Raw genomic sequence first — 23,491 nt, 5'->3', positions numbered from 1 at the left:
CCAAGGCTCAGTAGCCCCGGCGCGGCGGATCGGCCTCCTCTCGGGAACGATGCTGACTACAGGAGCCAGCTGCACGGTTCCCACAAATCACCGGGGAGGTGCAGCTTGTTGATTCTGCACAGGGACCCGGCCAGTCCACCTCTGTTCGGGCTGTACCGCACAAGGTTGACCGCCGAACCAGTCCGGCGGTCACGTGATTGGAGCGGCAGCGAAACAGCGCCCGAGCGATAGCGGGGAGGCGACGGCACGGCGACGGCCCCCGGCAAGGTGATGACCACAAGGAGTCCGCCGGCTCAGGGGCCGCTACGCAAACCTGGGGTGCATCATCATGACCCGCTCCATCGCCCGCACGACCGCCCTCACCGCTGTGCCCGCGGCCCTCGGCGTCACCCTCACCGCCCGCACCATCAACTGGCCCGGCCAGGCGCCCCGGCGCGGGAACCCGGAGCAGCAGGGCGACCACCTGCGGCTCACCGGGATCAGCACGTCCGGCGCCGCCTGCACCGTCCGGGGGCATCCGGCCGTCCCCCCTGATGACGCAGGTGGCGACGCCCCGCACGCCAAGGACGACAAGCATCGCGCCCGCCCCCTGACCGAGCCGGCCGTCGGCAGCGTCCCCTCCTCGCCGGCGTCACCCGGGACACCGGGGCCGAAGAGACCGGCGAGCACCCCGGCAACGTGGACGACGGCATCGAGGTCCACACGGGGAACCCGGTCACTTCCTTCGGCGATTGAGCCCACGTGAGCGGACACCGGCCGGAGGGTGTGACGGCTCGGCTCGGGCCGCTTCCCTGTGCGCCGCCCTCACCACGCGTGTTGGGCACGGTCCACGGGCCTCGGCCGCAGTGCCGGGCGAGGTCAGGCGAGCGACGCGGCGCGGGCCGGGTCGAGGGCGTGGCGGAGCGCCTCGGAGCGGGTGAACCGCCCGAGTTCGTCGAGCACGAGTTGTCCAAGGCGGTGGCGTTCGGCGCCCAGGGCGCCGGCGAGATGTGGGGTCAGGACAACGTTCGGAAGCGTGAACAAGGGCGATTCGGGAGCCGGGGGCTCGGGATGCGTGACGTCGAGTACGGCGGTGAGATCCGGCCTGGCGCGCAGGACCTGCACGGCGGCCTGCTCGTCGATCAGCGCGCCTCGCGCGGTGTTGATCAGAGTCGCGCCTGGTCGGAGGGAATTCAGCAGCACTGCCCCGACGGCGCCTTGGGTCGCGGGCAGGAGGGGCGCGTGGAGGCTGACGACATGACAGGTGGCGAAGAGTTCCTCCATGTCGACCAGCCGGACGTCGGCCTGCCGGGCAATGTCCGACGAGGCCACGGGGTCGGTGGCGACGACCTCGACGTCGAAGCGGGAGAGGTGGGCGGCGACGAGTCTGCCGATGTGGCCGAGCCCCCACAGGCCGACCCGTGCCCGGTACGCGCCGGGGACATCGGGGTCGCGCGGGAATCGGCGGCTGCTCGCGACGTCCCGGGCGATGCGGTACGTCTGCTTCAGCCCGAGCAGGACCTGGGCGAGGGTGAATTCCGCCACCGGGACGGCATTGGCCGCGGCGGCCGAGACGATCGGAATGCCGCGCGCCCAGAAGGCGGGCGTGGTCAGGTGCCGGACGGACCCCGCTGCCACGAACACGGCCTGCAGTCTGGGTGCCTGCTCGAGAAGCGGGGCGTCCAGTACGGGTGCGCCCCAGCCGGTGAGCAGGAGGTCGACGTCCCTCAACACCTCGGGGGCCGCGGCGAGTTCCTCTCGGGTACGCGGCGGCGCCTGCCAGTGCACGAGTCGGCTGATCCCCGTGAGCACCTCGGGCGCGTAGACGTCCGCCCGGCGTTCCTCCTCCATGACCAGCAGGGCTGTGGGTGCGGTGGCCATTGCGCTCATGTGGGACGGGTCTCCTCAGGTGGATCCGCACCCGGGCGGGGGCCGGACGATCACTCCCCCCGGGTTCGGACGTGTTGGAAAACGTGGGACTACGTGAGGCAAATCGATGTGGCTTGTTTAGTGCGTCAGCTGGACGCCCGCCGGGACCATACATCGGACCTATGAAAGGCCCTATGCACACCTCGGATGTTCTGTCGCACCCTACTCGACGAGGTGGAGCCAGAATTCCCGCCTACCTGCTCCTGGACGATCATGCGCAAACACTCCAACTACGCCTACACCAGGCCACTTTCCCGGCGGTAGACACTCTTAGCACGCCTCCGCCCGCGAAGGCCATGCTTCCGGAGAGGGCTAAGCGGGCACGGCGAGCGGGGAGGACTTTTTTGTATTCATCGGAGTATTGACCGCCGATTCCGGCCCCGCTACCTTCCTGGCAGGCGCTCCTGGCAAGCGCTTTCTCAGCTAACTGTCATGTGGGAAATCGGGAGTTGTCATGCAGAGATCGCGATGGGTAGGTGCCGGTGTTCTCGCCTCGGCCCTGGTGCTCACCGGCTGTTCGTCCGGGCCTGCGGGAGTGGCCGCCAAGCAGAACTCGAAGGCCACTTTGGAGCTCTGGACCCGGACGACACCGGGCGGGCCCGGCGAGCAGGGCGCACTCAAGCTCGCCGCCGCCTTCACCAAGGCCACGGGCTACAAAGTCAAGGTCACAGCCATCTTCGACGACTTCGAGACCAAGCTGCAGCAGCGGGCGGCCCAGAAGAAGCTCCCCGACATCGTCATGAACGACGTGACGCAGCTCGGGGCCATGCACAGTCAGGGGCTGCTGCGGGAGATCGACCTGGACAAGATCAAGGACAGCGAGCAGATCATCGGTCAGGGCCTCGACTCCGGCAAGAGCGTGGACGGCAAGCAGTACGGGCTGCCGTACTCGGCGCAGGCTTCCGCGCTGCTCATCCGCAAGGACTGGCGGCAGAAGCTGAAGCTCGACACCCCGACGACCTGGGACGACTTCGCCGCCATGGCCAAGGCCTTCACCACCAAGGACCCCGACGGCAACGGGAAGAAGGACACCTCCGGCCTCGCCGCGCCGCTGTCCACCAAGCGCGGCTACGCCTCCTGGTACTTCTCCAACTTCCTCTGGGCCGCCGGCGGCGACTTCATCACCGAGGCCGGGAAGGGAACGTACAAGCCGGCGATGACCAGCACGGCTTCGGTCAAGGCGGTGCAGTGGTTCCGCGACCTGGGCTGCAAGGACAAGGCCATCCAGCCCGGCGCCGTGACCATGGACACTCCCCCGACGAACGAGACGTTCGAGTCAGGCAAGACCGGCATGTTCGTCGTCGGTCCCTACCTGCTGCCCCGCTTCGACGAGACTCTCGGCAAGGACAAGTACGAGGTCGTGCCGATGCCCAAGGGCCCGAAGGACGCCACCGTCCTGGCCGAGGGCGGCTCCGTCTATCTGATGGCCGGCTCCGACAATGAGGCCGGCCAGGACGCTTTCGCCTCCTTCGCCGTCTCCGTCGAGGGTCAGAAGACGGGGATGGAGGGCGACACCGCCTACACCGTGCAACTCCCCGTCAACAAGGCCGTGGACGTCTCCCAAGTACGCCCCGACCCCCGTTGGAAGACCTACTCCCAGGCGTACCAGGACTCCGGTCGGTACGCGCCGTCCATTCCGAACTGGACGCCGGTGCGGCAGGCGACGGCTGACACCCTGAACGCGCTCATGGCCGACTGCAGCCTGAACACCGAGGCCAAGCTCGGTGACCTCGACAAGCAGCTCGCCGACATCCTCAAGGAGCAGGGGATCGACGCGTCATGAGCCTCGACCAGGCGGAGCCGGTGGCCGCTCCGGCAGCCGCGCCCGGTCCCCGCGCACCGGGCCGCGGTCGCGCCGCGGCCACCGCCCGACAAGGGCGCAGCCGCAGATCGGGCCGGTGGTGGACGCCCTGGCTGTTCCTGGCCCCCGCGCTGATCCTCTTCCTGTACTTCAAGTTCATCCCCATGGCCAACGCGCTGACCATGTCCTTCCAGGAGGTTCAGCCCTATCTGGGAAACAAGTGGGTCGGCACCGAGAACTACTCCACGGTGCTGCAGTCCCACGGGTTCCGCGAGGCCGCCTGGCACACGGTCGTCCTCGCCGCCGGACAGACGGCCGGTTCGATGGCGCTCGGCCTCGTCCTCGCCCTGCTGATGGAGGGGCAGGGCCGCCGGCTCAGATTCGTGCGCTCCGCCGCGTTCCTTCCGGTGGTGGTGCCGATCGCGGTCGTCGCCGAGCTGTGGCGGATCATGTACCACCCGACCGGGGACGGCATGCTCAACTCCCTGCTCGGTCTGGTGGGTCTTGGGCCGTCGGGGTTCATCAACGATCCGGACACGTCGATGGCCTCGATCATGCTCACCGGCATCTGGCGGGGCGCTCCCTACGACATGATGATCATCCTCGCCGGTCTGACGAGCGTGGACCGCGGCCTGTACGAGGCGGCGAAGGTTGACGGCGCATCGAGGTGGCAGCGGGTGTGGTACGTGACCGTGCCCGGACTGCGGTCGGTGTTCTCGATCCTGTTCATCCTCGCCGCGATCCGTGGACTTCGGGTGTTCACCGAGGTGTTCCTGCTGACCAACGGCGGACCCGACGGCTCCACCGAGGTCGTCATGACCCTCATCTACAAGCTCGGACTCGAACAGAGCCGGCTCGGCGTCGGAGCCGCAGGTGCCGTCCTGCTGTTCGTCGCGACGCTGATCCTGACCGTCGTCGTCCAGCTGCTGCGACGCAGGGAGAGCAAGTGAGTGCGCAGACCGAGACCGCGCTTGGCCTGACCGAGAGCCGCAGCACCGGCGGGCGGATCCTGAAGGCCGTCGTCCACCTCCTGGTTCTGATCATCTTCGCGGGCCCCCTGCTGGCCCTGCTCGTCAGTGCCTTCGGCCATGTCAAGGACCCGACCCAGCTGAGCATCGTCCCCTCGGGCCTCACGCTGGACAACTTCAGGATCGCTTTCGACCAGGGGGTGCTCGCGTATCTGCTGAACTCGTTCCTCGTGGTCGGCTTCGGGCTGCTGCTCCAGGTCGCCGTCTCCGTGCTGGCCGGGTACGCGCTGGCGCGCAAGAAGTTCCCCGGGATGACACTCGTGCTCGTCGCCATCCTGGCGACGCTGATGCTGCCCGAGGAGATCCTCGCACTGCCCCTTTCGCTGATCCTGTCCGATCTGCCGGTCGTCCACTTCAACCTCATCGGCACCCTGGCCGGAATGATCGTGCCGCTGGGCGCCTGGGGATTCTCCATCCTGGTGATGACCGAGTTCATGAAGGACGTGCCCCGCGAACTCGAAGAGGCCGCACGCATCGACGGCGCGGGAGACCTGCGGATCTTCGCCCAGATCATCCTGCCGATGTGCAAGCCCGCGCTGGGTGTCATCGGGGTGTTCGGCTTCACCATGATCTGGGACCAGTACCTGCTGCCCCTGCTCGTCTCCACCGACTCCTCCTCGTACACGCTCCCGCTCGCGCTGCGGACCCTGCGGATCGACCCGGCCGTCACGCCCGGAGTGGTCATGGCGGCCTCCCTGCTCGCGCTGCTGCCTTCCGTGATCGTCTTCCTGTTCTTCCAGCGCTCCTTCGTGAGCGGCCTGTCCTCCGGCGCGTTGAAGGGCTGACCCCGACCGCTCCGCCCCCGCCCGTGCACGAGAAAGAACGATGCCCCATGCCCTCTGCCGCCGAAGCTCACCTGTCCGCGCCACCGGCTCCCCGAGCGGCCCCGGAGACGGCCTGGTTCACCACCGCCCGGTTCGGCATGTTCGTCCACTGGGGCCTGTACTCCCTTGCCGCCCGACACGAGTGGGTGAAGAACCGGGAGCGGCTGACCGACGAGCAGTACCAGGTGTACTTCGACCACTTCGACCCCGACCGCTACGACCCCGTCGAGTGGGCCAAGGCGGCCAAGGCCGCCGGCATGCGCTACGTCGTGCTCACCACCAAGCACCATGACGGATTCTGTCTGTGGGACAGCGCCCTCACGGAGTACAAGGTCACCAACACCCCGCACGGTCTTGACCTCGTCGGGCCCTTCGTCGAGGCGTGCCGGGCCGAGGGGCTCAAGGTCGGGCTCTACTACTCGCTGATCGACTGGCACCACCCGTCCTTCCCCGTGGACGGCACCCATCCGCAGCGTGACGACGAGGAGTTCAAGGCCACCCACGCGGACCGGGACATCCGTGACTACCAGCGGTATCTGCACGGGCAGGTCCGTGAGCTGCTGACCTCCTTCGGGCGCATCGACTACCTGTTCTTCGACTTCTCGTACGCCGGACGCACCTGGTGGGGCGGCAAGGGGCCCGACGACTGGGACTCCCCGAAGCTTCTGGAGACGATCCGCGAACTCCAGCCGCACGTCCTCGTCAACGACCGGACCGGGCTGCCGGGCGACTTCGTGACCCCCGAGCAGTACCAGCCCTCAGGACCGATGACCGAGAACGGGCGGCCCGTGCTCTGGGAGGCCTGCCAGACGCTCAACGGCAGTTGGGGCTACGACCGTGACAACCTCGACCGCAAGAGCGCGGACCTGCTCATCCGCATGCTCGTCGACGGGGTGTCCAAGGGCGGCAATCTGCTGCTCAACGTGGGCCCCACCGGCCGCGGCGATCTGGACCCGCGCGACACCGAGGTGCTGGCCGAGATCGGCCGCTGGATGCGGCTGCACGACCGGGCGATCCGCGGCTGCGGCCCCTCCCCCTTCACCGCCCCCGCCGAATGCCGCTACACCCAGCGCGGCGACCGGCTCTACGTCCATCTGCTCGCCTGGCCGCTGCGCCACCTGCATCTGCCGGGCCTGGCCGGCCGGGTGCGGTACGCCCAGCTACTCAACGACGCGTCCGAGATCGTCCCGGTCCACATCGCGCCGGACCGGCCCGCGGTCAACACCGAGATGGGCGGACAGCCCGCCGGAACGCTCACGCTCCAACTTCCGGTACGCCGCCCCGACACACCCGTCCCCGTCATCGAACTGTTCCTGGACAGCCCCGCCCGCTGACCGCAAGTCCCGGACACGTTTGTTCACCGCACCGTCACGGAGGAACCATGCAGCGTCGCACCTTCCTCATCAGCACCGCGGCCGGGGTGGCACTGGCCGCCGCCCCCGTCGGCACCCTGTCGACCGCGAGCGCCACCACGGCCCCTGCCATGGTCCGCACCCTGGACGAGCTCCGGGCCGCCATCAACGGCGCGGGCCCGGGTGACCGGATCGTCGTCGCCGACGGCACCTACACCGTCCCGGCCGACACCCCTCTCCTCATCAGGGGCACGAACGGCACCGAACGCGCCCCGGTGACCATCGCCGCCCAGACCCGCGGCGGCGTCGTCCTCGAGGGCGAGCGGAGCTTCGTCCTGGAAGCCTCCAGCCACATCACCCTCAGCGGCTTCTCCTTCCGGCAGACCACCACCCTGGACGTCCCCCCGGACTGCTCCCACATCCGACTCACCCGCAACGACTTCCAACTGGCCGACATCGAGGGCCTGCACTGGGTGATGGTGCGCGCCGACGACAGCGTCATCGACCACAACCACTTCCACGGCAAGAGCACCCTCGGCATCTATCTCGGCGTCGAGGGCGCGGGCACGGAGGAGATGGCGCAGCGCGTCCACATCTATCGCAACCATTTCTCCGACCACACCTTCACCGGGTCCAACGGCGGAGAGCCGATCCGCCTGGGCGTCAGCCCCCGAGCCCTGTCGAGCGCCCGGGCCGTCGTCGAGTACAACCTCTTCGAGCGCTGCAACGGCGACCCCGAAGCCATTTCGGTGAAGTCCTCGGACAACACCATCCGGCACAACACGATCCACGACAGCTTCGGCGGCATCGTCCTTCGACACGGCAACCGCAACCGGGTGGAAGCCAACCATCTCGTCGACGGCACGGAAGGGCTCCGGATCTACGGCAACGACCACGTGATCGTCAACAACTACCTCGCCGGCCTGTCCGGCCGCGCCATGGTGATCGGCAGTGGATCGGAGCGCGACCACCTGCCCGGCGAATCGCCCGAGACGCGGCGCGGCAACGACGCCCCCGACCGTGTCCTGATCGCCTACAACACCCTGGTCAACAACGCCGGCACGCTCTCCGGCGAGAGCCAGCGCCCGCACGAACCGCGCGATGTCACCGTCGCCGACAACCTGTTCGTCGCGGACACCGGTCAACTGGTCGCCATGGCCGCCACCGTGCGCTTCACCTGGTCGGGCAACATCCTGTGGGGCGCCGCGGCCGACGGCAACATGCCCACCGCGGGCGGCGTCCGGACCGACCCGAGACTGGTGACGGACGCGCACGGCATCGCTCGGCCGGCCGCCGACAGCCCGGCGATCGACGCCGGCACGCTCCGGTGGCCGCCTGTCACCCACGACATCGACGGTCAACCGCGCGGTCGGCTGCGCGACGTGGGCGCGGACGAGCACTCCTCCCGCACGCCGCGGCGCGGCCCGCTGACGCCCGCAGACGTCGGCCCCGAGGCCGCCTGAACACCCCCTGTCCCCATCGACGTAGGAGGCATCATGCAACGACGCACGTTCCTCAGAAGCACCGCGGTGGCCGCGATCGCCGCCGTCCCCCTCGGCACCACCCTCACCACGAGCGCCTCGGCGGCCGACATCCCCGTCGCCTCCCTGGCCGCGCTCCAGAGCGCCATCAACAGCGCGGGTCCCGGGGATCGCATAGTCGTCGCCAACGGCACCTACACCGTCCCGTCGGGGGGCGCCCTCACCATCTCGGGCAAGCACGGCACCGAGGCCGCACCGATCACCATCGTCGCGCAGAGCCGCGGCGGCGCCGTGCTGAAGGGCGAGCGCAGCTTCGTACTGAGCGACTCGACCAACATCGTGCTCAGCGGCTTCGCCTTCCGGCAGAGCACGACGCTGGAACTCCCGGTCAGCTGCTCGGGGATACGCCTGACCCGCAACGACTTCCAGCTCGCCGACACCACGGATCTCGACTGGGTCGTCGTGCGGTCGGACGACTCGAAGATCGACCGGAACCACTTCCACGACAGGACCACCGCAGGGATCTTCCTCGTCGTCGACGGTCCTTCCGACACGTCGGTCATGACGCAGCGGACGCACATTCTGCGGAACTACTTCTCCGACCACAGCTACGGCGGCACCAACGGCGGCGAGCCGATCCGGATCGGCTACAGCAAGAGGGCCCTGGCCAGTGCCGACGCCACGGTCGAGTACAACCTCTTCGAACGCTGCGACGGCGACCCCGAGGCCATCTCGGTGAAGTCCTCGGACAACACCGTCCAGTACAACACCATTCGCGACAGCCTCGGCGGCATCGTGCTGCGCCACGGCAACCGCTCCACGGTCCAGGGCAACTACGTGATCGGCGGTACCAATGGTGTACGCCTCTACGGCAACGACCACACCATCGTCAACAACTACATCAGCGGGCTGTCCGGCCGGGCCCTGGTGATCGGCAGCGGTTCCACCCGGGACCACAACACGAGCGAGTCGGATGAGGAGCGGAAGGGCAACGACGCCGTCGACCGCGCCCTGATCGCCCACAACTCCCTGATCGGCAACGCCGAAACGCTTGAGGGCGAGACCCGCACGTACGCGCCTCAGGACGTCGTCGTCGCCGACAACCTGCTGGTCGGCGACGCGGGCAGCCTCGTCGCGATGGGAGCCACCACACGCTTCACCTGGCAGAGCAACCTGCTGTGGGGCGCGGCGGCGAACGGCAACATCCCCGCCGGGGGCTTCACCCGGGCCGACCCTCGCCTCGCCCAGGGCGCGGACGGGGTCATGCGACTGACGGCGGCCAGCCCGGCGATCGGCGCGGCCACCCTCGCCGACGCGCCCGTGACCGACGACATCGACGGGGACCCGCGTGGCAGCGTCCGGGACATCGGCGCCGACGAGTACGCGACGACGGCCGCGCTGCGCCACCCGCTCACGACGGCTGACGTGGGCCCGAACGCCCCTGAGCCGGAACCGGCCCCACGATGACACCCGGCCGCCCGCCCGGCGGGCGGCCGCACCCCACCCACCCCGCAGACGCACCGGAAGAAGGCAGCGCCATGACCGGGACGAACCGCCACGCCACGGCAGCACCCGGCCCACCGGCCACACCGGCGACGGACAGGACCAGGCTGGGCCTGTGCTCCGTCACCTACCGCCGGTTGCCCGCCATCGAAGTCGCGCGGTACGCCGTCCATGCCGGACTGGAGGTCATCGAATGGGGGGCGGACGTGCACGCCCCCGCGCAGGAGCCCGGCACCGTCCGCGCGGTCCGGGCCGTCTCCGACCGGTACGGGCTGGCTTGCTGCTCGTACGGTTCCTACTTCCGCGCCACCCCGGGGGAACTGGCCGACTTCCCCGCCATCGCCCGGGCCGCGGTGCGGCTCGGGGCGCAGCGGGTCCGGGTCTGGGCGGGCGGCACCGGATCACAGCACGTCCTGCCGGATGAGCGGCACGAGACCGTGCGCTGCCTGCGAGAGGCAGCCCGGATCGCCGCGGACCACGGCCTCACGCTCGCGACGGAGTTCCACGGCGGAACCCTCACCGACACCGTCGCATCGACCGTCAGGCTGCTGGACGAGGTGGACGCGGACAACGTGCACACCTACTGGCAGCCCCCGCTCGACATGCCCGACGAGGAAGCGCTGGCAGGGCTCGTCGAACTCGGCGCCCGGGTCGCCGCCGTCCATGCCTTCTCGTGGTGGCCGGGCAACACGCGACGTCCGCTGGCGGAACGCAAGGCCCTGTGGACGGCTGCTCTCGGTTCTCTGCGCGGCCGGGGCGTGGAGGCACTTCTGGAGTTCGTACCCGGCGACGGCCCCGCGCTATTGGCCCGCGAGGCGGCAGCCCTGAGGCATGCCGCAGGTCAGTCCCACGCCCCACAGACGTAGTTGACCGAAAGCGGACGTACCACGAGGAACAGTTCGTCCGCTCCCTCCACCCCGACCCCGGACGGCAGGCATGCACATCACGGACGACGACACTCTCCTGTTCATCGGCGACTCCATCACCGACGCGGGCCGCGACCGCGCGGACGCCACCTCGCTCGGCACCGGTTACGTCAGCGAGATCGCCCGGACCTTGCGCGACCGAGCGGCCGGCAGCGCCGGCCCCCGGATCGTCAACCGAGGGATCAGCGGCCATCGCGTGTACGACCTCGAACCCCGCTGGACCGCCGACGTGATCGACCAGAACCCGACCGTCGTGACCGTGAAGATCGGCATCAACGACACCTGGCGGCGCTACGACCAGGGACTGGTCAGCTCCATCACGGAGTTCCGTACGTGTCTGGACCGCCTGCTGGCTGTCACCGCACAGCAACTCTCCGCGCGGCTGGTCGTCATCACCCCGTTCCTCCTCCCGGTCGAGCCGGGACAGGAAGCCTGGTTCGAGGATCTCGGGCCCCGCACCGACGCCGTTCTGAGGGCCGCCGCGGACAACGGCGCCCAGGTGGTCCGCGCCGATCTCGTCCTGCCCCGCGCTGCGCGGAACCGCCCGGCGGCGGAGCTGGCCGAGGACGGTGTCCACCCGACCCCTCTCGGGCACCGGCTGATAGCTGACGCCTGGCTCTCCACCGTCCATGCCTCGTCCCCGGATCCGGTGCGATAGCCGGTCCGCCGTGTGTCGCGGTCCGGATCGTGCAGCCAGCGAGGACAACGTCACCGACAAGGCTGTCGGGACCCGGGCCGGGCCGCTGACACCGGCTTCGGCACAACCTGTCGGTGCCTTCACCCTGCCCCGAAACAGACCGGCTCAGCGCGCGGCCGCAGCACAAGGCCGAGCGGTTGGCCGGCGTCGCGCTGCACCTGGGTCACCACCGGCAACGCGCACCGCCGCCACATCCGCTGTGTCGTCCGGCAGGCCGACCCCTTCTCGCCTCGCCGAACACGTGAACTTCCTGTCCTCGCGCGGCGGCCGTCTGAACCGACCGCGCCCCCGAAGAACCCGCCCCATGTCGAAGATCAACGCCGCCACCGTCGCCGAGCACCGTGCCAAGCGGCCTGCGGCCGACGCGATGATCGACCATCCGATTCACACAAGCGCAGGACCAGCGACGCCAGGAAGCGCCCAGCGCCGACATCACCGTGCGCAACACGTCGGACCGCCGGCTCGACGGATGGAAGCTCGATTTCGCCTTCCCCGGGCAGCAGAAGATCAACTCCGTGTGGAACGCCAAGGCGACCCAGAACGGTTCCGATGTCCATGTCACCCCCGAGTCCTGGACGAACCCCATCCCCGCGGGCGGGTCGGTGAGCTTCGGCCTCAACGGCTCCTCGACCGGCGGCAACGGCACACCGACGTCCTTCTCGCTCGACGGCAGGAGCTGCGCCGTCGCCTGAACCATGGTTCAGTGACCGGCTGAGCGCGTCCCGGCGGCCGACCGGTAAGGTCGGCCGCTGAGGCACGGAACCGGTACAGCGGGAGGGCGCATGAAACGGCCGACGATCGCGGACATCGCGCGCCAGGCGGGAGTCTCCAAGGTCGCGGTCTCCTACGCGCTCAACGACCAGCCGGGCGTCTCCGCGCAGACCCGGGCGCGGATCAAGGCGATCGCCCAGGAGGTCGGCTGGCGGCCCAGCAGTGCCGCCCGCGCGCTGAACGGCGCGCAGGCCCGTGCCGTGGGCCTGGCCGTGTGCCGCCCCGCACGCACGCTCAGCGTCGAACCGTTCTTCATGGAACTCATCGGCGGCATCGAGTCGGTGCTCGCCCCGCGCTCCATCGCGCTCATGCTCCAGACCGTCACCAGCCACGAGGACGAGACGGAGCTGTACCGGCGCTGGTGGGGCGAGGGCCGGGTGGACGGCGCGCTCCTGGTGGACCTGCACGACGACGACGCCCGCGTCCCCGCTCTCACCGCCCTGGACATGCCCGTGGTGGCGCTCGGCCCGCCCCACGCGGCGGGGAGCGTGCCCGCCGTCTGGTCCGACGACGGGGCCGGCATCCGGGAGACCGTCGCCTATCTGGCCGCACTGGGGCACCGCAGCCTCGCGCGGGTGGCGGGACTCGCCCGCCTCGCGCACACCACCGTGCGCGATGCCGCGTTCGAGGCGAGCTGCCGCGAGGCGGGTCTGCCCGAGCCGGTCGTGGTGCACACCGACTACTCCGGCGAGGAGGGAGCACAGGCCACCCGCAAGCTGCTCATCTCCCCGGACCGTCCCACCGCGATCGTCTACGACAACGACATCATGGCCGTCGCGGGCCTCTCGGTCGCCCAGGAGCTGAGCCTGGAGGTGCCCCGCGATCTGTCCCTCGTGGCCTGGGACGACTCCCCCTTCACCCAGGCCGTACGTCCCCAACTCACCGCCCTGACACGGGACATCCCCGAGTACGGCGCATGTGCCGCGCGGACGCTGCTGGCAGCCATCGACAAGGAGCCGGTCGAGCATCTCCAGGTGGCGGCCGCCCGGCTGGTGCCGCGGGGCAGCACCAGCCCGCCTCGGTCCCTGTGAAGGCGCCCGCCGGGGGTTCCGCCGGGGCGGGCCGCCCTGTCAGCTCGTCGGCGGACGACGAGGCGCGGCGGTCGAGGCACGGGGCGTCAGGGCGGGGGCGTGCGGCGGCAGCGGGGACACTTCCCGACCGGCGATCACGGCGAACAGTTCCCGGGTGACCTGGGCGCCGAACCCGTACACGTCGTGGCTCATCGCCGAGAGCGTGGGATGCGTCAGACGGCACAGCTGCGAGTCGTCCCAGGCGAGCAGCGACAGATCGTCCGGAACCGCGATGCCCATCTCGGCGGCGACGCCGAGCCCGGCCACGGCCATGATGTCGTTGTCGTAGACGACGGCGGTCGGCCGCTCGGGCCGCAGCAGCAACGAGCGGGTGGCGCGGGCCCCTTCCTCCCCGGCGAACCCGGTCGACACCTGGATGCCAGGGGCCAGGCCGAGGTCCCGCAGGGTGTCCTGGAAGGCACGTTCGCGGATGGCGCTGTGCCCCAGGCCCTGCGGGCCGCCGACCCGGGCGATGCGCCGGTGGCCGAGGGCGGCGAGATAGCGCACCGCCTCGGCCACCGCCGTGGCGTCGTCCGTCCACACCGACGGGAGGCCCCCGGTCAGGTCCGGGTGGCCGACCGCCACCGCCGGAACGCCGAGCCGCTTGAGCGGCTCGATCCGCGGGTCGCCCTGGTGGAAGTCGACCAGGATGGAGCCCCCTACCTGCCGTTCGCGCCACCATGTCTCCTGGAGGGCGATCTCCTCGTCCAGGCTGCTCACCAGTCGGAGCAGGAGGGAGCAGGACCGCTCGGCCAGGACGCTCTCGATGCCGGAGATGAACTCCATGTAGAACGGTTCGAGGCCGAGCAGCCGGGCAGGACGGCACAGGGCGAGGCCGATGGTGTCGGTCCGCTGCGTCGACAGGTTGCGGGCGGAGGAGTTGGGTGCCCAGCCCAGTTCACGGGCGGCGGCGAAGATGCGCTCCCGTGTGGGCTCCGCGAGGCCGGGCTTGTGGTTGAACGCGATCGACACCGCGCCCTTGGACACCCCGGCGGCGGCCGCCACGTCCTTGATGGTGACGCGCCCGGCGGAGGTGCTCACGCCGGTTCCACGCAGAAGAGGGCCGCGCGGAACGCGTTGGCACCCGCGCCCTGGGCCCCCCGTACCCGAATGCGCGTCTGCTCGCCCGGCAGCAGCGTGATCAGCCCGCGGTCCGCGGTGGCGTGCGGGGCGAGGCGGTCGGGCTGGAGCAGCAGGTCGCGTACGAGGGTGTGCGCCGTCACCACGACATCGACCGTGTCCCGGTCCCGGCCCACGGTCTCCACCGCGATGTCGAATCGCGGTGCCGGATAGGCGAACTCCTTGTCCCGCACGGGCAGATGCAGGGCGCGCAGCCCGTCGGCGTCGGCCACCAGGTACTCCTTCGTGGCCCCTGTCGGGGGCCGGACCTGCGGCGGGGCGGGCAGCTTCAGGACCTCGCGCGCGGGCACGGTGAAGGGGTGGTCGACGCGGGCGGCGAGCGTGCCGTCGCTCCGCATCAGGCGCAGCGTCACCTCGCCGCTCCACGGCTCGGCAGCCTGGTTGACCAGGACGAGATCCGGTCCCTCGACGCCGGGCTGGAGGGTGAGGAGCCGGTCCGCGTAGACGCGGCGCAGTTCGTGGTGGAGCGGCTTGAGGCGGCCGTCGCCGTCGATAGCGGACCAGGAGCTGACGGGCCAGCAGTCGTTGATCTGCCACACGACGGTGCCCGCGCAGCGCGGCCAGTGGGCGCGCCAGTGCTCGATGCCGGTGGCGACGGCGCGGGCCTGGACGACCTGGGTGAGGTAGTGCCAGCGGTCGAAGTCGCCCTCGGGCAGGGCGAAGTGACGCTCGACGCCGCGGTTCAGTTTGCCGTTGCCGTCCTCGGCCTTCTGGTGGTGGAGCATGCCGGGCGAGTCCGGGGCGAGCTCCTCGCCGGGCAGGGCGCGGCGCAGCGTGGCGAGCGCCGGGGGTGCCTGCCAGCCGAATTCGGAGACGAAGCGGGGCACGTTGTCGAGGTACTCGGTGTAGTCCCGCCGGTTCCACACCTCCCACGAGTGGTAGGTGCCGTGGTCGGGGTCGTTCGGATGGTGGTCCCACGATCCGGACCACGGGCTGCCGGCCGAGTAGTGCCGCGTCGGGTCCAGCTCCGCGACCACGCGCGGCAGCAGACCGAGGTAGTAGCCCTCGCCCCAGGAGTTGCCCGCGAGCGGTTCCTCCCAGTCCCAGTCGCGAAAGCCCCACAGGTTCTCGTTGTTGCCGTTCCACAGCACGAGACTGGGATGCGGCATCAGCCGGACGACGTTGTCGCGCGCCTCGGCCTCCACCTCGCCGCGCAGCGGCTGCTCCTCCGGGTAGGCGGCGCAGGCGAAGAGGAAGTCCTGCCAGACCATCAGGCCCAGTTCGTCGCAGGCGTCGTAGAAGGCGTCGTCCTCGTAGATGCCGCCGCCCCAGATCCGTACGAGGTCGACGTTGGCGGCGGCGGTCTGCTCCAGGCGGGCGCGGTAGCGCTCGGGTGTGATGCGGGAGGGCAGCACGTCGTCGGGGATCCAGTTCACACCGCGTACGAAGATCCGCTCGCCGTTGACGACGAACGTGAAACCGGTGCCGTGCTCGTCGGCGGCGCGATCCAGTTCTACGGTCCTGAACCCGACCCGGCGCTGCCACCCGTCCAGCGGGGAGGAGCCGTCGAACAAGGTCAACTCAATCTCGTACAAGGGCTGTTCGCCGTATCCGCGCGGCCACCACAGTCGTACGTCCGGGACGTCGAGCACGAGCGTGACAGCGTTGTCATCAACGTCGGCGCACGCCTCGGCCCCCGCCACCGCGGCCCGCACGGCGAGAGGCCGGCCGGCACCCGAGGCGGTGCGTTCGAGATCGACGTGGAGTTCGACGCGACCGCGACCGCCCTCCACCGTCACCAGCGGACGCACCCGCGCGATGCGCGCCGTCGACCAGCGCTCGAGGCGGACCGGGCGCCACATGCCCGCGGTGACCACCGTGGGCCCCCAGTCCCAGCCGAAGTTCGCGGCCATCTTGCGGATGTACTGGAACGGCTCGGGATAGACGTTCGGCCGGTCTCCGGTCGACTCCCGCACGGACGCGGCCTCGTCGTAGGCGGAGGCGAACGTGACGCTCAACTCGCCGGTGAGGTCCGTGACATCGAACCGGTAGCTGCGGTGCATGTTGCGCGTGCGCCCCAACTCCCGCCCGTCCAGCGTGATATGGGCGGCGGTGTCGAGGCCGTCGAAGACCAGGTCGGTGCGCTCGTGCGGGGCGGAGCCGGGTGCCGGGCCGTCCAGACGGCGCGTATACGTCCACGACCGCCGCCCCACCCAGTCCACCTCCCGCTCGTTCGCACCGAGGAACGGGTCGGGGATGAGGTCGGCGGCGAGCAGATCCGTGTGGACACAGCCGGGGACACGGGCTTCGAGGAGCCTCCCCTCGTGGCTGACGTGCCAGCCCTCGGTCAGCTGGACGATGTCCTTCATCAGCGGCTCCATTCAGACAGGCGCAGGCCCTGGTCGTGCGCAACGCCCGCCAACCTAACCCCCTCATGATTAACCGGTCCAGTCCTCAGAAGCGATCACGGCCGCACGCGAACACCCCAGACAGGAACCGCTCTTTACCGCAGGTGGTCTAGCGAGCTGGTAACGATTGGGCATCGCGCCGGAAATCAGTGCTTTACCGGTTCACAGATGGCTGACATAGTGCGGTCAGCCGCTGGGCCTGAGCCGTAACCCTTGGAAGGAGTTGGGCACATGAGGAAGAAGCCGCTGAGCATCGCGCTGCTCGCCGCCGCGACAGTGACCGTCGCGGGATGTGGCGGAGGAGGGGCCTCGACGGGCGAGGCTGCCACGTCGCCTGCGGACCCGGGCAAGGCGTCGGGCACCATCACCGTACTGACCAACCGGACCGACCTGGTCCAGGACGGCACGATGAAGAAGTACGCCGCGGAGTTCAGGAAGACACACCCCAAGGTGACGGTGAAGTTCCAGGGCATCACCGACTACGAGGGCGAGGTGAAGATCCGGATGAACACGGAGAACTACGGTGACGTCCTGCTGATCCCCTCCGTGATAGCCAAGGGCGACTACCCGAAGTTCTTCGCCCCGCTGGGCGACACCAAGGACATGGCGAAGACGTATCGCTTCACCGGCAAGACCGACGTCAGGGGCAAGACGTACGGCATCGCCAACTTCGGCACCGTCAACGGCCTCGTCTACAACAAGGCGGTGTGGAAGAAGGCCGGCATCACCGACTGGCCGACCACGCCGGCGCGGTTCCTCGACGACCTGAAGCAGATCAAGGCGAAGACCGGGGCCACGCCGTACTACACCAACTTCAAGGACGGCTGGCCGCTGAGCAGCCCGTGGACCAACAGCGTCGGCTCGGTCAGCTGTGACGTGAACGCCTCGGACGCGCTCGCGACGTCCGACAAGCCCTGGGCCGAGGGCAGCGATCTGAACGTCCTGGACACCCTCCTCCACGACATCGTCCACGACAGGCTGTCCGAGAAGGACCCCACGACCACCAACTGGGAGACCTCGAAGACGGACCTGGCCAAGGGGAGGATCGGCAGCATGCTGCTCGGGTCCTGGGCCGTGAACCAGATGCGCGACGCCGCCACCAAGGCGGGCAAGGACCCGGACGACATCGGCTTCATGCCCGTCCCGGTCCAGAAGGACGGCACATTCTGCGCCACGATGCTCTCCGACTACCAACTGGCCGTGAACACGCACTCCAAGAACAAGAGCGCGGCCCGCGCCTGGATCGACTGGTTCACCGAGAAGTCGGGCTTCGCCGCCGAGGAAGGCGGCGTCTCCGCCCTGACGTCCATCAGCTTCCCCGACGTCCTCAAGCCTTATGAAGACAACGATGTCAAGCTCATCGAGCGATCCGAGGCCAAGACCGAGCAGGTCAATGCCATCGACAACGCCTCCGAGATCGGTCTCGCCAAGCAGGACTACCGCCAGAAGCTGATCGACATCGCCCGCGGCGCCCAGAAGGGCTCTCTCCAGGACTACTTCGACGACCTCGACAAGCGCTGGGCCGACGCGGCCGCCACCGCCGGCAACTGACCCGGACACGAGCACGGGGCCCCGCACCGTCCGCGGGCAGGGCCCCTTTCCTGCATCGCGCTCGACACGGATCACGAAAGGCCCGTTCGACATGACCGACACCACGTCCACAGCGCCGTCGACGCCCGCACGCCAGGCCGCCCCCGTCGGCCGGCGTCCGCGCCGGGGCGTCCCGCCCACCCGGTCCTGGCGCGACCACCCGCTGCGCAGGATCACCCCGTGGCTCTTCCTGCTCGCGCCGCTGGCGCTGCTGATCACGTTCACCTACGTGCCCGTGGGCAACATGATCTATTACAGCTTCACGGACTGGGACGGGGTGAGCCCCGACCGGAGCGTCGTCGGGTTCGACAACTACACCCAGCTCTTCACCCGGCCCGAGTTGTTCCGGGTGTTCTTCGTGAGCTTCTACTACCTGGCGGCGTCGGCCGTGCAGATCGTGATCGCGTTGTACTTCGCGACCGTCCTCAGCTTCGACCTGCGCTTCCGCAACTTCTTCAAGGGGATCCTGTTCTTCCCCTACCTGATCAACGGCGTCGCCATCGGCTTCGTCTTCCTGTACTTCTTCCAGGACGGCGGCACCCTCGACTCGGTCCTGTCCTGGTTCGGCGTCGGCGGCGACCACGCGTGGCTCGGCGATCCCGAGTCGGCCAACACGTCCCTCGCCGGGGTGTCGGTGTGGCGCTTCACCGGTCTGAACTTCGTCCTCTTCCTCGGCGCGATCCAGTCGATCCCGGGCGAGCTCTACGAGGCGGCCCAACTCGACGGCGCGAGCCGCCGGCAGCAGTTCCGCCACATCATCGCGCCGAGCATCCGGCCGGTGCTGAGCCTGAGCGTCATCCTGGCGATCTCCGGCTCACTCGCCGTCTTCGAGATCCCGTACATCATGACCGGCGGTGCGACCGGCACCTCGACCTTCGTCATCCAGACGGTCAAGCTCGCCTTCCAGTTCAACAAGACGGGCCTGGCCTCGGCCTGCGCCGTGGTGCTGCTGCTGATCATCCTGGTGATCACCTGGATCCAGCGCCGCCTCGTGCCCGACGACAAGGTGGACCTCGTATGACCACGCCGACCACGCACGACCGCCCGACGCCCCGCAACCGACCCCGCATCGGCACGGCCCTGACGTACCTCTCCCTGCTCGTCGCCTCGCTCGTGGTGCTGGTCCCCCTGGTCGTCGTCTTCCTCACCTCGCTGAAGTCCTCCCGCGAAGTCAGCGACGGCGGCAGCGCGTTGAGCCTGCCCCACGACTGGCTGAACTTCTCCAACTACGCGACCGCGTTCCACGACGGCGAGATGCTGAGGGCATTCGGGAACACCGCGTTCATCCTGCTGTTCTCCATCACCGGCACCGTGCTGATCGGTTCCATGACCGCGTACGCGATCGACCGCTTCGAGTTCCGGCTGAAGAGGACGGTCATGGCGCTCTTCCTCGTCGCCACGCTCGTCCCGGGTGTGACGACGCAGGTCGCCACCTTCCAAGTGGTCAACAGTTTCGGCCTGGTGGACAGCCGATGGGCGCCGATCCTGCTCTACATGGGCACCGACATCGTGTCGATCTACATCTTCCTTCAGTTCATCCGCGGCATCCCCACGTCGCTCGACGAGGCGGCCCGCCTCGACGGCGCCAACACCTTCACCATCTACCGCAAGATCATCTTTCCGCTGCTCAAGCCGGCGATCGCCACCGTCGTCATCGTCAAGGGCATCACGACGTACAACGACTTCTACATCCCGTTCCTGTACATGCCCTCCGAGGACAAGGGGACCATCTCCACGGCACTGTTCCGCTTCAAGGGGCCGTTCGGGGCGCACTGGGAGGCCATCTCGGCGGGGGCGATCCTCGTGATCCTGCCGACGCTGCTGATCTTCCTGTTCCTTCAGCGCTACATCTACAACGGCTTCGCGCAGGGGGCCACCAAGTAGCGTGACCCACTGGCGGTCGGCGGGACACGGAGGCGGTGGCCCGCCGGCACCGATCGCGCGCCCGCTCCCCGGCCGCGGCCCTGTTCGTCGTGCGCGACCATCACGCTGCCGCCGGTGGGCGCGATGCGCCATCAGCGCTGCGGCCGCCCCTGCGCATCCGGGTCTGCGCCCACCACGCCTACGCCGCTCACCGCCGCCGCACCGACAGGCATGAGGCTGAGCTCAACTCCCGTTAAATTAGGGAGAGATCAGTTCGGACGAACTGGCACGGCAGGCGGCCGACCTGGGACTTGAGTCCGTGGCCGACCTGGTCGACGTGAGGGGGCCGCGGCATGAAGTACCGGAGCGAATCCGAGATCAAGCAGGCGCTGGGCATCGACACCTGGAGGAATCTCTCCCGGGACAAGATGATCAGCTTCGTCGCCATGATGCCCGATCTGGACACCGAGGTGGCCCTCAAGGTCATCGAGCAGTTCCCCGCCTTCAAGGACTTCGCCAAGGACGCTGTGAGCGCCATCGAACGCGCGCACGCGGCGACGCTCTCGGCCAATGATCAGAGTCAGGACCATGTCCACCGGGCCTGCCAGGAGGTCAGGGAGATCCTCAGGGGCGAGCTCAACAAGGATGACCTGAGCTGGGAGGAGCGGAAGTTCATCTACGAGCAGCTTCAGGAGACCGCGCGGATGCAGTTCCAGAAGGACAGCGAGAACAAACAGTTTCTGGACGGACAGTTCAAGAAGGTGCTGGTGGGCGCCGCCGGCGCGCTCGCGCTGTGCGTGGCCTTCGTCGGCGGCAGGGTGATGGCCGGGAGCAACGACGATTCCGCAGGCTCTCCGGACTGACCCCGCCCGGCGCCCCGCCCCAGAAACGGAATCGCCCCGCAACCGGCAGGAAACCCCCCGCCGCACCGCGCTTCGTACACTCGGCGTACCAGTCCTGGACACCGGGATCCCATACGCGCCGGCGGACGACTGCTCATGGGGAGACCGCCATGGCGAACATCATTCCGATGCGCGGCCCTGCCGCACGTGCCGTACGCGACGGGCGTGCGCCGGACAGCGGCAGCGCACTCGCCTTCGCCACCGTGCATGGTCACCGCCGCGCCTACCGGATGACCGGCAAGGGGCCGGCCGTGCTGCTCATCCACGGGATCGGGGCGACCTCCGCGCACTGGGAGGACTGCATCGAGACCCTCGCGCGCCGGCACACCGTCATCGCCCCCGACCTGCTCGGTCACGGAGACTCGGCGAAGCCGCGCGCCGATTACTCGGTCGCCGCGTACGCCAACGGCCTGCGTGACCTCCTGGGCGTGCTCGGCGTCGAGCGCGTCACCCTCGTCGGGCATTCCTTCGGCGGTGGCGTCGCGATGCAGTTCGCCTATCAGTTCCCCGAGCGCGTGGACCGGCTCGTCCTGATCGCCACCGGTGGTGTCGGGCGCCAGGTCACCCCGGTGCTGCGGGCGGCGACCCTGCCCGGCGCGGGGCTCGCACTCGGCCTGTTGAAGGTGCCCGGAGCGCGGTGGCAGATCACCGCGTTCATCCGCGCCCTCCAGCTTCTGGACACCGGGCTCGGCCTGGACGCGGTCGACCTCGTCGACGTGGTCGACGCGCTGCCCGACCAGAACTCCCGCAACGCCTTCACGCGTACGCTCCGCGCCGTCGTCGACTGGCGCGGCCAGGTGGTCACCATGCTGGACCGCTGCTACCTGGCCCGGGGCGTACCCACCCTCCTCGTCTGGGGTGACCGCGACAGCGTGCTGCCCATCGCGCACGCCCACACCGCGCACCGGGCGATGCCCGGCAGCCGACTGGAGATCTTCCGCGGCGCCGGGCACTTCCCCCACCACGCCGATCCCGCCCGGTTCATCCGCGTCCTGGAGGAGTTCATCGCCACCACCACGCCCAGCGACTGGAGCGCCGAGCAGTGGCGCGAACTCCTGCGCGCAGGGCGGCCGGAGGAGAGATACGCACTGGCCGCGGATCGCGAGTACCGCGAGGCCAGCGAACGCAGCGCGACGTGAACCATCCAGGTGGACAGGGGCGTCAGCGTTCCTGCCGCGTCGGGCGGAAGAGGATCTCGTTGATGTCGACCTCCTGCGGCTGGCTCATGGCGAACGCGACGCAGCGGGCGAAACTGTCGGCGGGGATGGCGGTGTCCCGGTAGAAGTCGGCGATGCCGTCCGCGACGCCCTCGGCCTTGACCGAGGCGGGCAGTTCGGTGGCGACCGCGCCCGGGGAGATGACCGTGGTGCGGATGTTGTACGGCTTGACCTCTTGGCGCAGGCCCTCGGAGATGGCGCGCACGGCGTACTTGGTGGCCGAGTAGACGGCGCCGCCGGGGTTGATGACGTGTCCGGCCACCGAGGAGACGTTGATGAAGTGACCGGAGCTCTGTGCCTTGAAGTGGGGCAGGGCCGCCGCGATGCCCCAGAGGACACCCTTGATGTTGACGTCGATGGCCTGTTCCCACTCGTCGAAGCGTTCCATCTCCAAGGGGGACAGCGGCATGAGGCCGGCGTTGTTGAGCATGACGTCGACCCGGCCGTGGAGGTCGACGGCCCGCTGGACGAGTTCCTTCACCTGCTCGCGGTCGGTGACGTCGGTCCGTACGACGGCCGCGGGTTCGAGGGAGATCTCCTCCGCCAGTTGCTCAAGGCGGTCCAGGCGGCGGGCGCCGAGCACGATCTCGGCACCCTGCGTGGACAGGTGCCGGGCGGTCTCGGCGCCGAGGCCGCTGCTCGCGCCGGTGATGACGACGACCTTGCCGGTGATCTTCTCGGACATGGGGGTCCCTTCCGTGAGGGGTGGTGGTTGTCGTTCGGGGCTTGGGCGTTCGGTGTCGTCCGGTGCGGGGAGGGCTGGGGCACGGGGCGTGGACGGCGACGGGTTCGAGCGTCTTGTGGTCCGCATCGGGCGAGGTGAGCGCCGTGACGAGGACCTGGCGGCCGGGGACGCCGATCGCGGTCATGAGCGCGATCCGCGCCGGATGGTTGCCGAGGGCGGCCAGGGTGTTGCGGACTCCCCCGTGGTCGATGTGTTCCGCCTGACCGGGGCCGCCATGGGAGCCGTGCGTGAAGACGACGGCGTCGACGCCTTCGACGGCGGCGCCGAGGCTGCCGGCGTCGGTGAGGTCGCCGGCGACGATCTGGACGCGGGCGGGCAGGGCGGC

21 protein-coding genes are annotated in these 23,491 nt (G+C 69.4%); 16 read left to right on the top strand and 5 right to left on the bottom strand.

The window, feature by feature from the left end; translation table 11 throughout:
* Positions 1-328 precede the first annotated feature (328 nt).
* On the top strand, positions 329-745 hold the full coding sequence (locus V2W30_RS36700) for a hypothetical protein (protein ID WP_338702919.1): 417 nt from the start codon (positions 329-331) through the stop codon (positions 743-745).
* Positions 746-858: 113 nt separating this feature from the next.
* On the opposite strand, the gene V2W30_RS36695 is transcribed toward V2W30_RS36700, so the two are convergent.
* Positions 859-1,869 (bottom strand): hydroxyacid dehydrogenase, encoded by a 1,011-nt coding sequence (locus V2W30_RS36695; RefSeq protein ID WP_338702918.1) that lies wholly within the window; start codon positions 1,867-1,869, stop codon positions 859-861.
* Between the two features lie 493 nt (positions 1,870-2,362).
* On the opposite strand from V2W30_RS36695, the gene V2W30_RS36690 reads away from it, so the two are divergent.
* The 10 genes from V2W30_RS36690 (at position 2,363) to V2W30_RS36645 (ending at position 13,322) form a co-directional block, all read left to right on the top strand.
* Positions 2,363-3,691, top strand: a complete 1,329-nt coding sequence (locus tag V2W30_RS36690) for a sugar ABC transporter substrate-binding protein (protein WP_338702917.1) — start codon at positions 2,363-2,365, stop codon at positions 3,689-3,691.
* Complete coding sequence (locus tag V2W30_RS36685) at positions 3,688-4,659, top strand: sugar ABC transporter permease (RefSeq protein ID WP_338702916.1); 972 nt, start codon at positions 3,688-3,690, stop codon at positions 4,657-4,659. Before V2W30_RS36690 ends, V2W30_RS36685 begins: the two co-directional genes overlap by 4 nt.
* Positions 4,656-5,522, top strand: coding sequence for a carbohydrate ABC transporter permease (locus V2W30_RS36680; protein ID WP_338702915.1), 867 nt, complete (start codon positions 4,656-4,658; stop codon positions 5,520-5,522). Before V2W30_RS36685 ends, V2W30_RS36680 begins: the two co-directional genes overlap by 4 nt.
* A gap of 47 nt (positions 5,523-5,569) precedes the next feature.
* Positions 5,570-6,895 (top strand): alpha-L-fucosidase, encoded by a 1,326-nt coding sequence (locus tag V2W30_RS36675; protein WP_338702914.1) that lies wholly within the window; start codon positions 5,570-5,572, stop codon positions 6,893-6,895.
* A gap of 47 nt (positions 6,896-6,942) precedes the next feature.
* The gene (locus tag V2W30_RS36670) at positions 6,943-8,376 is read left to right on the top strand and encodes a polysaccharide lyase 6 family protein (protein ID WP_338702913.1); all 1,434 of its coding nucleotides are present in this window, start codon (positions 6,943-6,945) and stop codon (positions 8,374-8,376) included.
* Positions 8,377-8,409: 33 nt separating this feature from the next.
* Positions 8,410-9,861 (top strand): polysaccharide lyase 6 family protein, encoded by a 1,452-nt coding sequence (locus tag V2W30_RS36665; protein ID WP_338702912.1) that lies wholly within the window; start codon positions 8,410-8,412, stop codon positions 9,859-9,861.
* Positions 9,862-9,932: 71 nt separating this feature from the next.
* Positions 9,933-10,763, top strand: coding sequence for a sugar phosphate isomerase/epimerase family protein (locus V2W30_RS36660; RefSeq protein ID WP_338702911.1), 831 nt, complete (start codon positions 9,933-9,935; stop codon positions 10,761-10,763).
* A gap of 70 nt (positions 10,764-10,833) precedes the next feature.
* Positions 10,834-11,481 carry an SGNH/GDSL hydrolase family protein gene (locus V2W30_RS36655; RefSeq protein ID WP_338702910.1) on the top strand — a complete coding sequence of 216 codons (648 nt, stop codon included), beginning with the start codon at positions 10,834-10,836 and terminating at the stop codon, positions 11,479-11,481.
* A 416-nt stretch (positions 11,482-11,897) separates the two neighbouring features.
* Positions 11,898-12,212, top strand: coding sequence for a cellulose binding domain-containing protein (locus V2W30_RS36650; RefSeq protein ID WP_338703901.1), 315 nt, complete (start codon positions 11,898-11,900; stop codon positions 12,210-12,212).
* Positions 12,213-12,302: 90 nt separating this feature from the next.
* Positions 12,303-13,322 (top strand): LacI family DNA-binding transcriptional regulator, encoded by a 1,020-nt coding sequence (locus tag V2W30_RS36645; protein WP_338702909.1) that lies wholly within the window; start codon positions 12,303-12,305, stop codon positions 13,320-13,322.
* A 39-nt stretch (positions 13,323-13,361) separates the two neighbouring features.
* Here V2W30_RS36645 and V2W30_RS36640 read toward each other — a convergent pair whose 3' ends face one another.
* Entirely contained in the window at positions 13,362-14,402 is a 1,041-nt protein-coding gene (locus V2W30_RS36640; RefSeq protein WP_338702908.1) for a LacI family DNA-binding transcriptional regulator, read from the bottom strand.
* Positions 14,399-16,810: a glycoside hydrolase family 2 protein gene (locus V2W30_RS36635; RefSeq protein ID WP_338702907.1), complete on the bottom strand. Its 2,412-nt coding sequence runs from the start codon at positions 16,808-16,810 to the stop codon at positions 14,399-14,401. The genes V2W30_RS36640 and V2W30_RS36635 overlap by 4 nt, the downstream gene beginning before the upstream one ends.
* A 270-nt stretch (positions 16,811-17,080) precedes the next feature.
* Between V2W30_RS36635 and V2W30_RS36630 the strand changes: the two genes are divergently transcribed.
* The 5 genes from V2W30_RS36630 (at position 17,081) to V2W30_RS36610 (ending at position 22,343) form a co-directional block, all read left to right on the top strand.
* Positions 17,081-18,400 carry an ABC transporter substrate-binding protein gene (locus V2W30_RS36630; RefSeq protein ID WP_338702906.1) on the top strand — a complete coding sequence of 440 codons (1,320 nt, stop codon included), beginning with the start codon at positions 17,081-17,083 and terminating at the stop codon, positions 18,398-18,400.
* A gap of 91 nt (positions 18,401-18,491) precedes the next feature.
* The gene (locus V2W30_RS36625) at positions 18,492-19,460 is read left to right on the top strand and encodes a sugar ABC transporter permease (RefSeq protein WP_338702905.1); all 969 of its coding nucleotides are present in this window, start codon (positions 18,492-18,494) and stop codon (positions 19,458-19,460) included.
* Entirely contained in the window at positions 19,457-20,323 is an 867-nt protein-coding gene (locus V2W30_RS36620; RefSeq protein ID WP_338702904.1) for a carbohydrate ABC transporter permease, read from the top strand. Before V2W30_RS36625 ends, V2W30_RS36620 begins: the two co-directional genes overlap by 4 nt.
* A 332-nt stretch (positions 20,324-20,655) precedes the next feature.
* Complete coding sequence (locus V2W30_RS36615; protein WP_338702903.1) at positions 20,656-21,165, top strand: hypothetical protein; 510 nt, start codon at positions 20,656-20,658, stop codon at positions 21,163-21,165.
* Positions 21,166-21,314: 149 nt separating this feature from the next.
* Positions 21,315-22,343, top strand: coding sequence for an alpha/beta hydrolase (locus V2W30_RS36610; RefSeq protein ID WP_338702902.1), 1,029 nt, complete (start codon positions 21,315-21,317; stop codon positions 22,341-22,343).
* 22 nt (positions 22,344-22,365) lie between these two features.
* Here V2W30_RS36610 and V2W30_RS36605 read toward each other — a convergent pair whose 3' ends face one another.
* Together V2W30_RS36605 and V2W30_RS36600 are read right to left on the bottom strand one after the other, a co-directional pair.
* Complete coding sequence (locus tag V2W30_RS36605; RefSeq protein WP_338703899.1) at positions 22,366-23,073, bottom strand: SDR family oxidoreductase; 708 nt, start codon at positions 23,071-23,073, stop codon at positions 22,366-22,368.
* Positions 22,973-23,467, bottom strand: coding sequence for an NAD(P)H-binding protein (locus V2W30_RS36600; RefSeq protein WP_338703897.1), 495 nt, complete (start codon positions 23,465-23,467; stop codon positions 22,973-22,975). Before V2W30_RS36600 ends, V2W30_RS36605 begins: the two co-directional genes overlap by 101 nt.
* Positions 23,468-23,491 lie beyond the last annotated feature (24 nt).

Source organism: Streptomyces sp. Q6, assembly GCF_036967205.1.
Classification (GTDB): domain Bacteria; phylum Actinomycetota; class Actinomycetes; order Streptomycetales; family Streptomycetaceae; genus Streptomyces; species Streptomyces citrinus.
The sequence above is the reverse complement of the archived record's forward strand: the minus strand, read 5'-3'. Positions and strand labels throughout refer to the sequence as shown.

Bases quoted from the DNA above. Each gene is read 5' to 3' on its own strand.
- V2W30_RS36615 (WP_338702903.1), top strand. From the start codon at position 20,656: ATGAAGTACCGGAGCGAATCCGAGATCAAGCAGGCGCTGGGCATCGAC.
- V2W30_RS36675 (WP_338702914.1), top strand. From the start codon at position 5,570: ATGCCCTCTGCCGCCGAAGCTCACCTGTCCGCGCCACCGGCTCCCCGA.
- V2W30_RS36645 (WP_338702909.1), top strand. From the start codon at position 12,303: ATGAAACGGCCGACGATCGCGGACATCGCGCGCCAGGCGGGAGTCTCC.
- V2W30_RS36690 (WP_338702917.1), top strand. From the start codon at position 2,363: ATGCAGAGATCGCGATGGGTAGGTGCCGGTGTTCTCGCCTCGGCCCTG.
- V2W30_RS36685 (WP_338702916.1), top strand. From the start codon at position 3,688: ATGAGCCTCGACCAGGCGGAGCCGGTGGCCGCTCCGGCAGCCGCGCCC.
- V2W30_RS36655 (WP_338702910.1), top strand. From the start codon at position 10,834: ATGCACATCACGGACGACGACACTCTCCTGTTCATCGGCGACTCCATC.
- V2W30_RS36630 (WP_338702906.1), top strand. From the start codon at position 17,081: ATGAGGAAGAAGCCGCTGAGCATCGCGCTGCTCGCCGCCGCGACAGTG.
- V2W30_RS36695 (WP_338702918.1), bottom strand. From the start codon at position 1,869: ATGAGCGCAATGGCCACCGCACCCACAGCCCTGCTGGTCATGGAGGAG.
- V2W30_RS36660 (WP_338702911.1), top strand. From the start codon at position 9,933: ATGACCGGGACGAACCGCCACGCCACGGCAGCACCCGGCCCACCGGCC.
- V2W30_RS36700 (WP_338702919.1), top strand. From the start codon at position 329: ATGACCCGCTCCATCGCCCGCACGACCGCCCTCACCGCTGTGCCCGCG.
- V2W30_RS36670 (WP_338702913.1), top strand. From the start codon at position 6,943: ATGCAGCGTCGCACCTTCCTCATCAGCACCGCGGCCGGGGTGGCACTG.
- V2W30_RS36635 (WP_338702907.1), bottom strand. From the start codon at position 16,810: ATGAAGGACATCGTCCAGCTGACCGAGGGCTGGCACGTCAGCCACGAG.
- V2W30_RS36625 (WP_338702905.1), top strand. From the start codon at position 18,492: ATGACCGACACCACGTCCACAGCGCCGTCGACGCCCGCACGCCAGGCC.
- V2W30_RS36620 (WP_338702904.1), top strand. From the start codon at position 19,457: ATGACCACGCCGACCACGCACGACCGCCCGACGCCCCGCAACCGACCC.
- V2W30_RS36665 (WP_338702912.1), top strand. From the start codon at position 8,410: ATGCAACGACGCACGTTCCTCAGAAGCACCGCGGTGGCCGCGATCGCC.
- V2W30_RS36610 (WP_338702902.1), top strand. From the start codon at position 21,315: ATGGCGAACATCATTCCGATGCGCGGCCCTGCCGCACGTGCCGTACGC.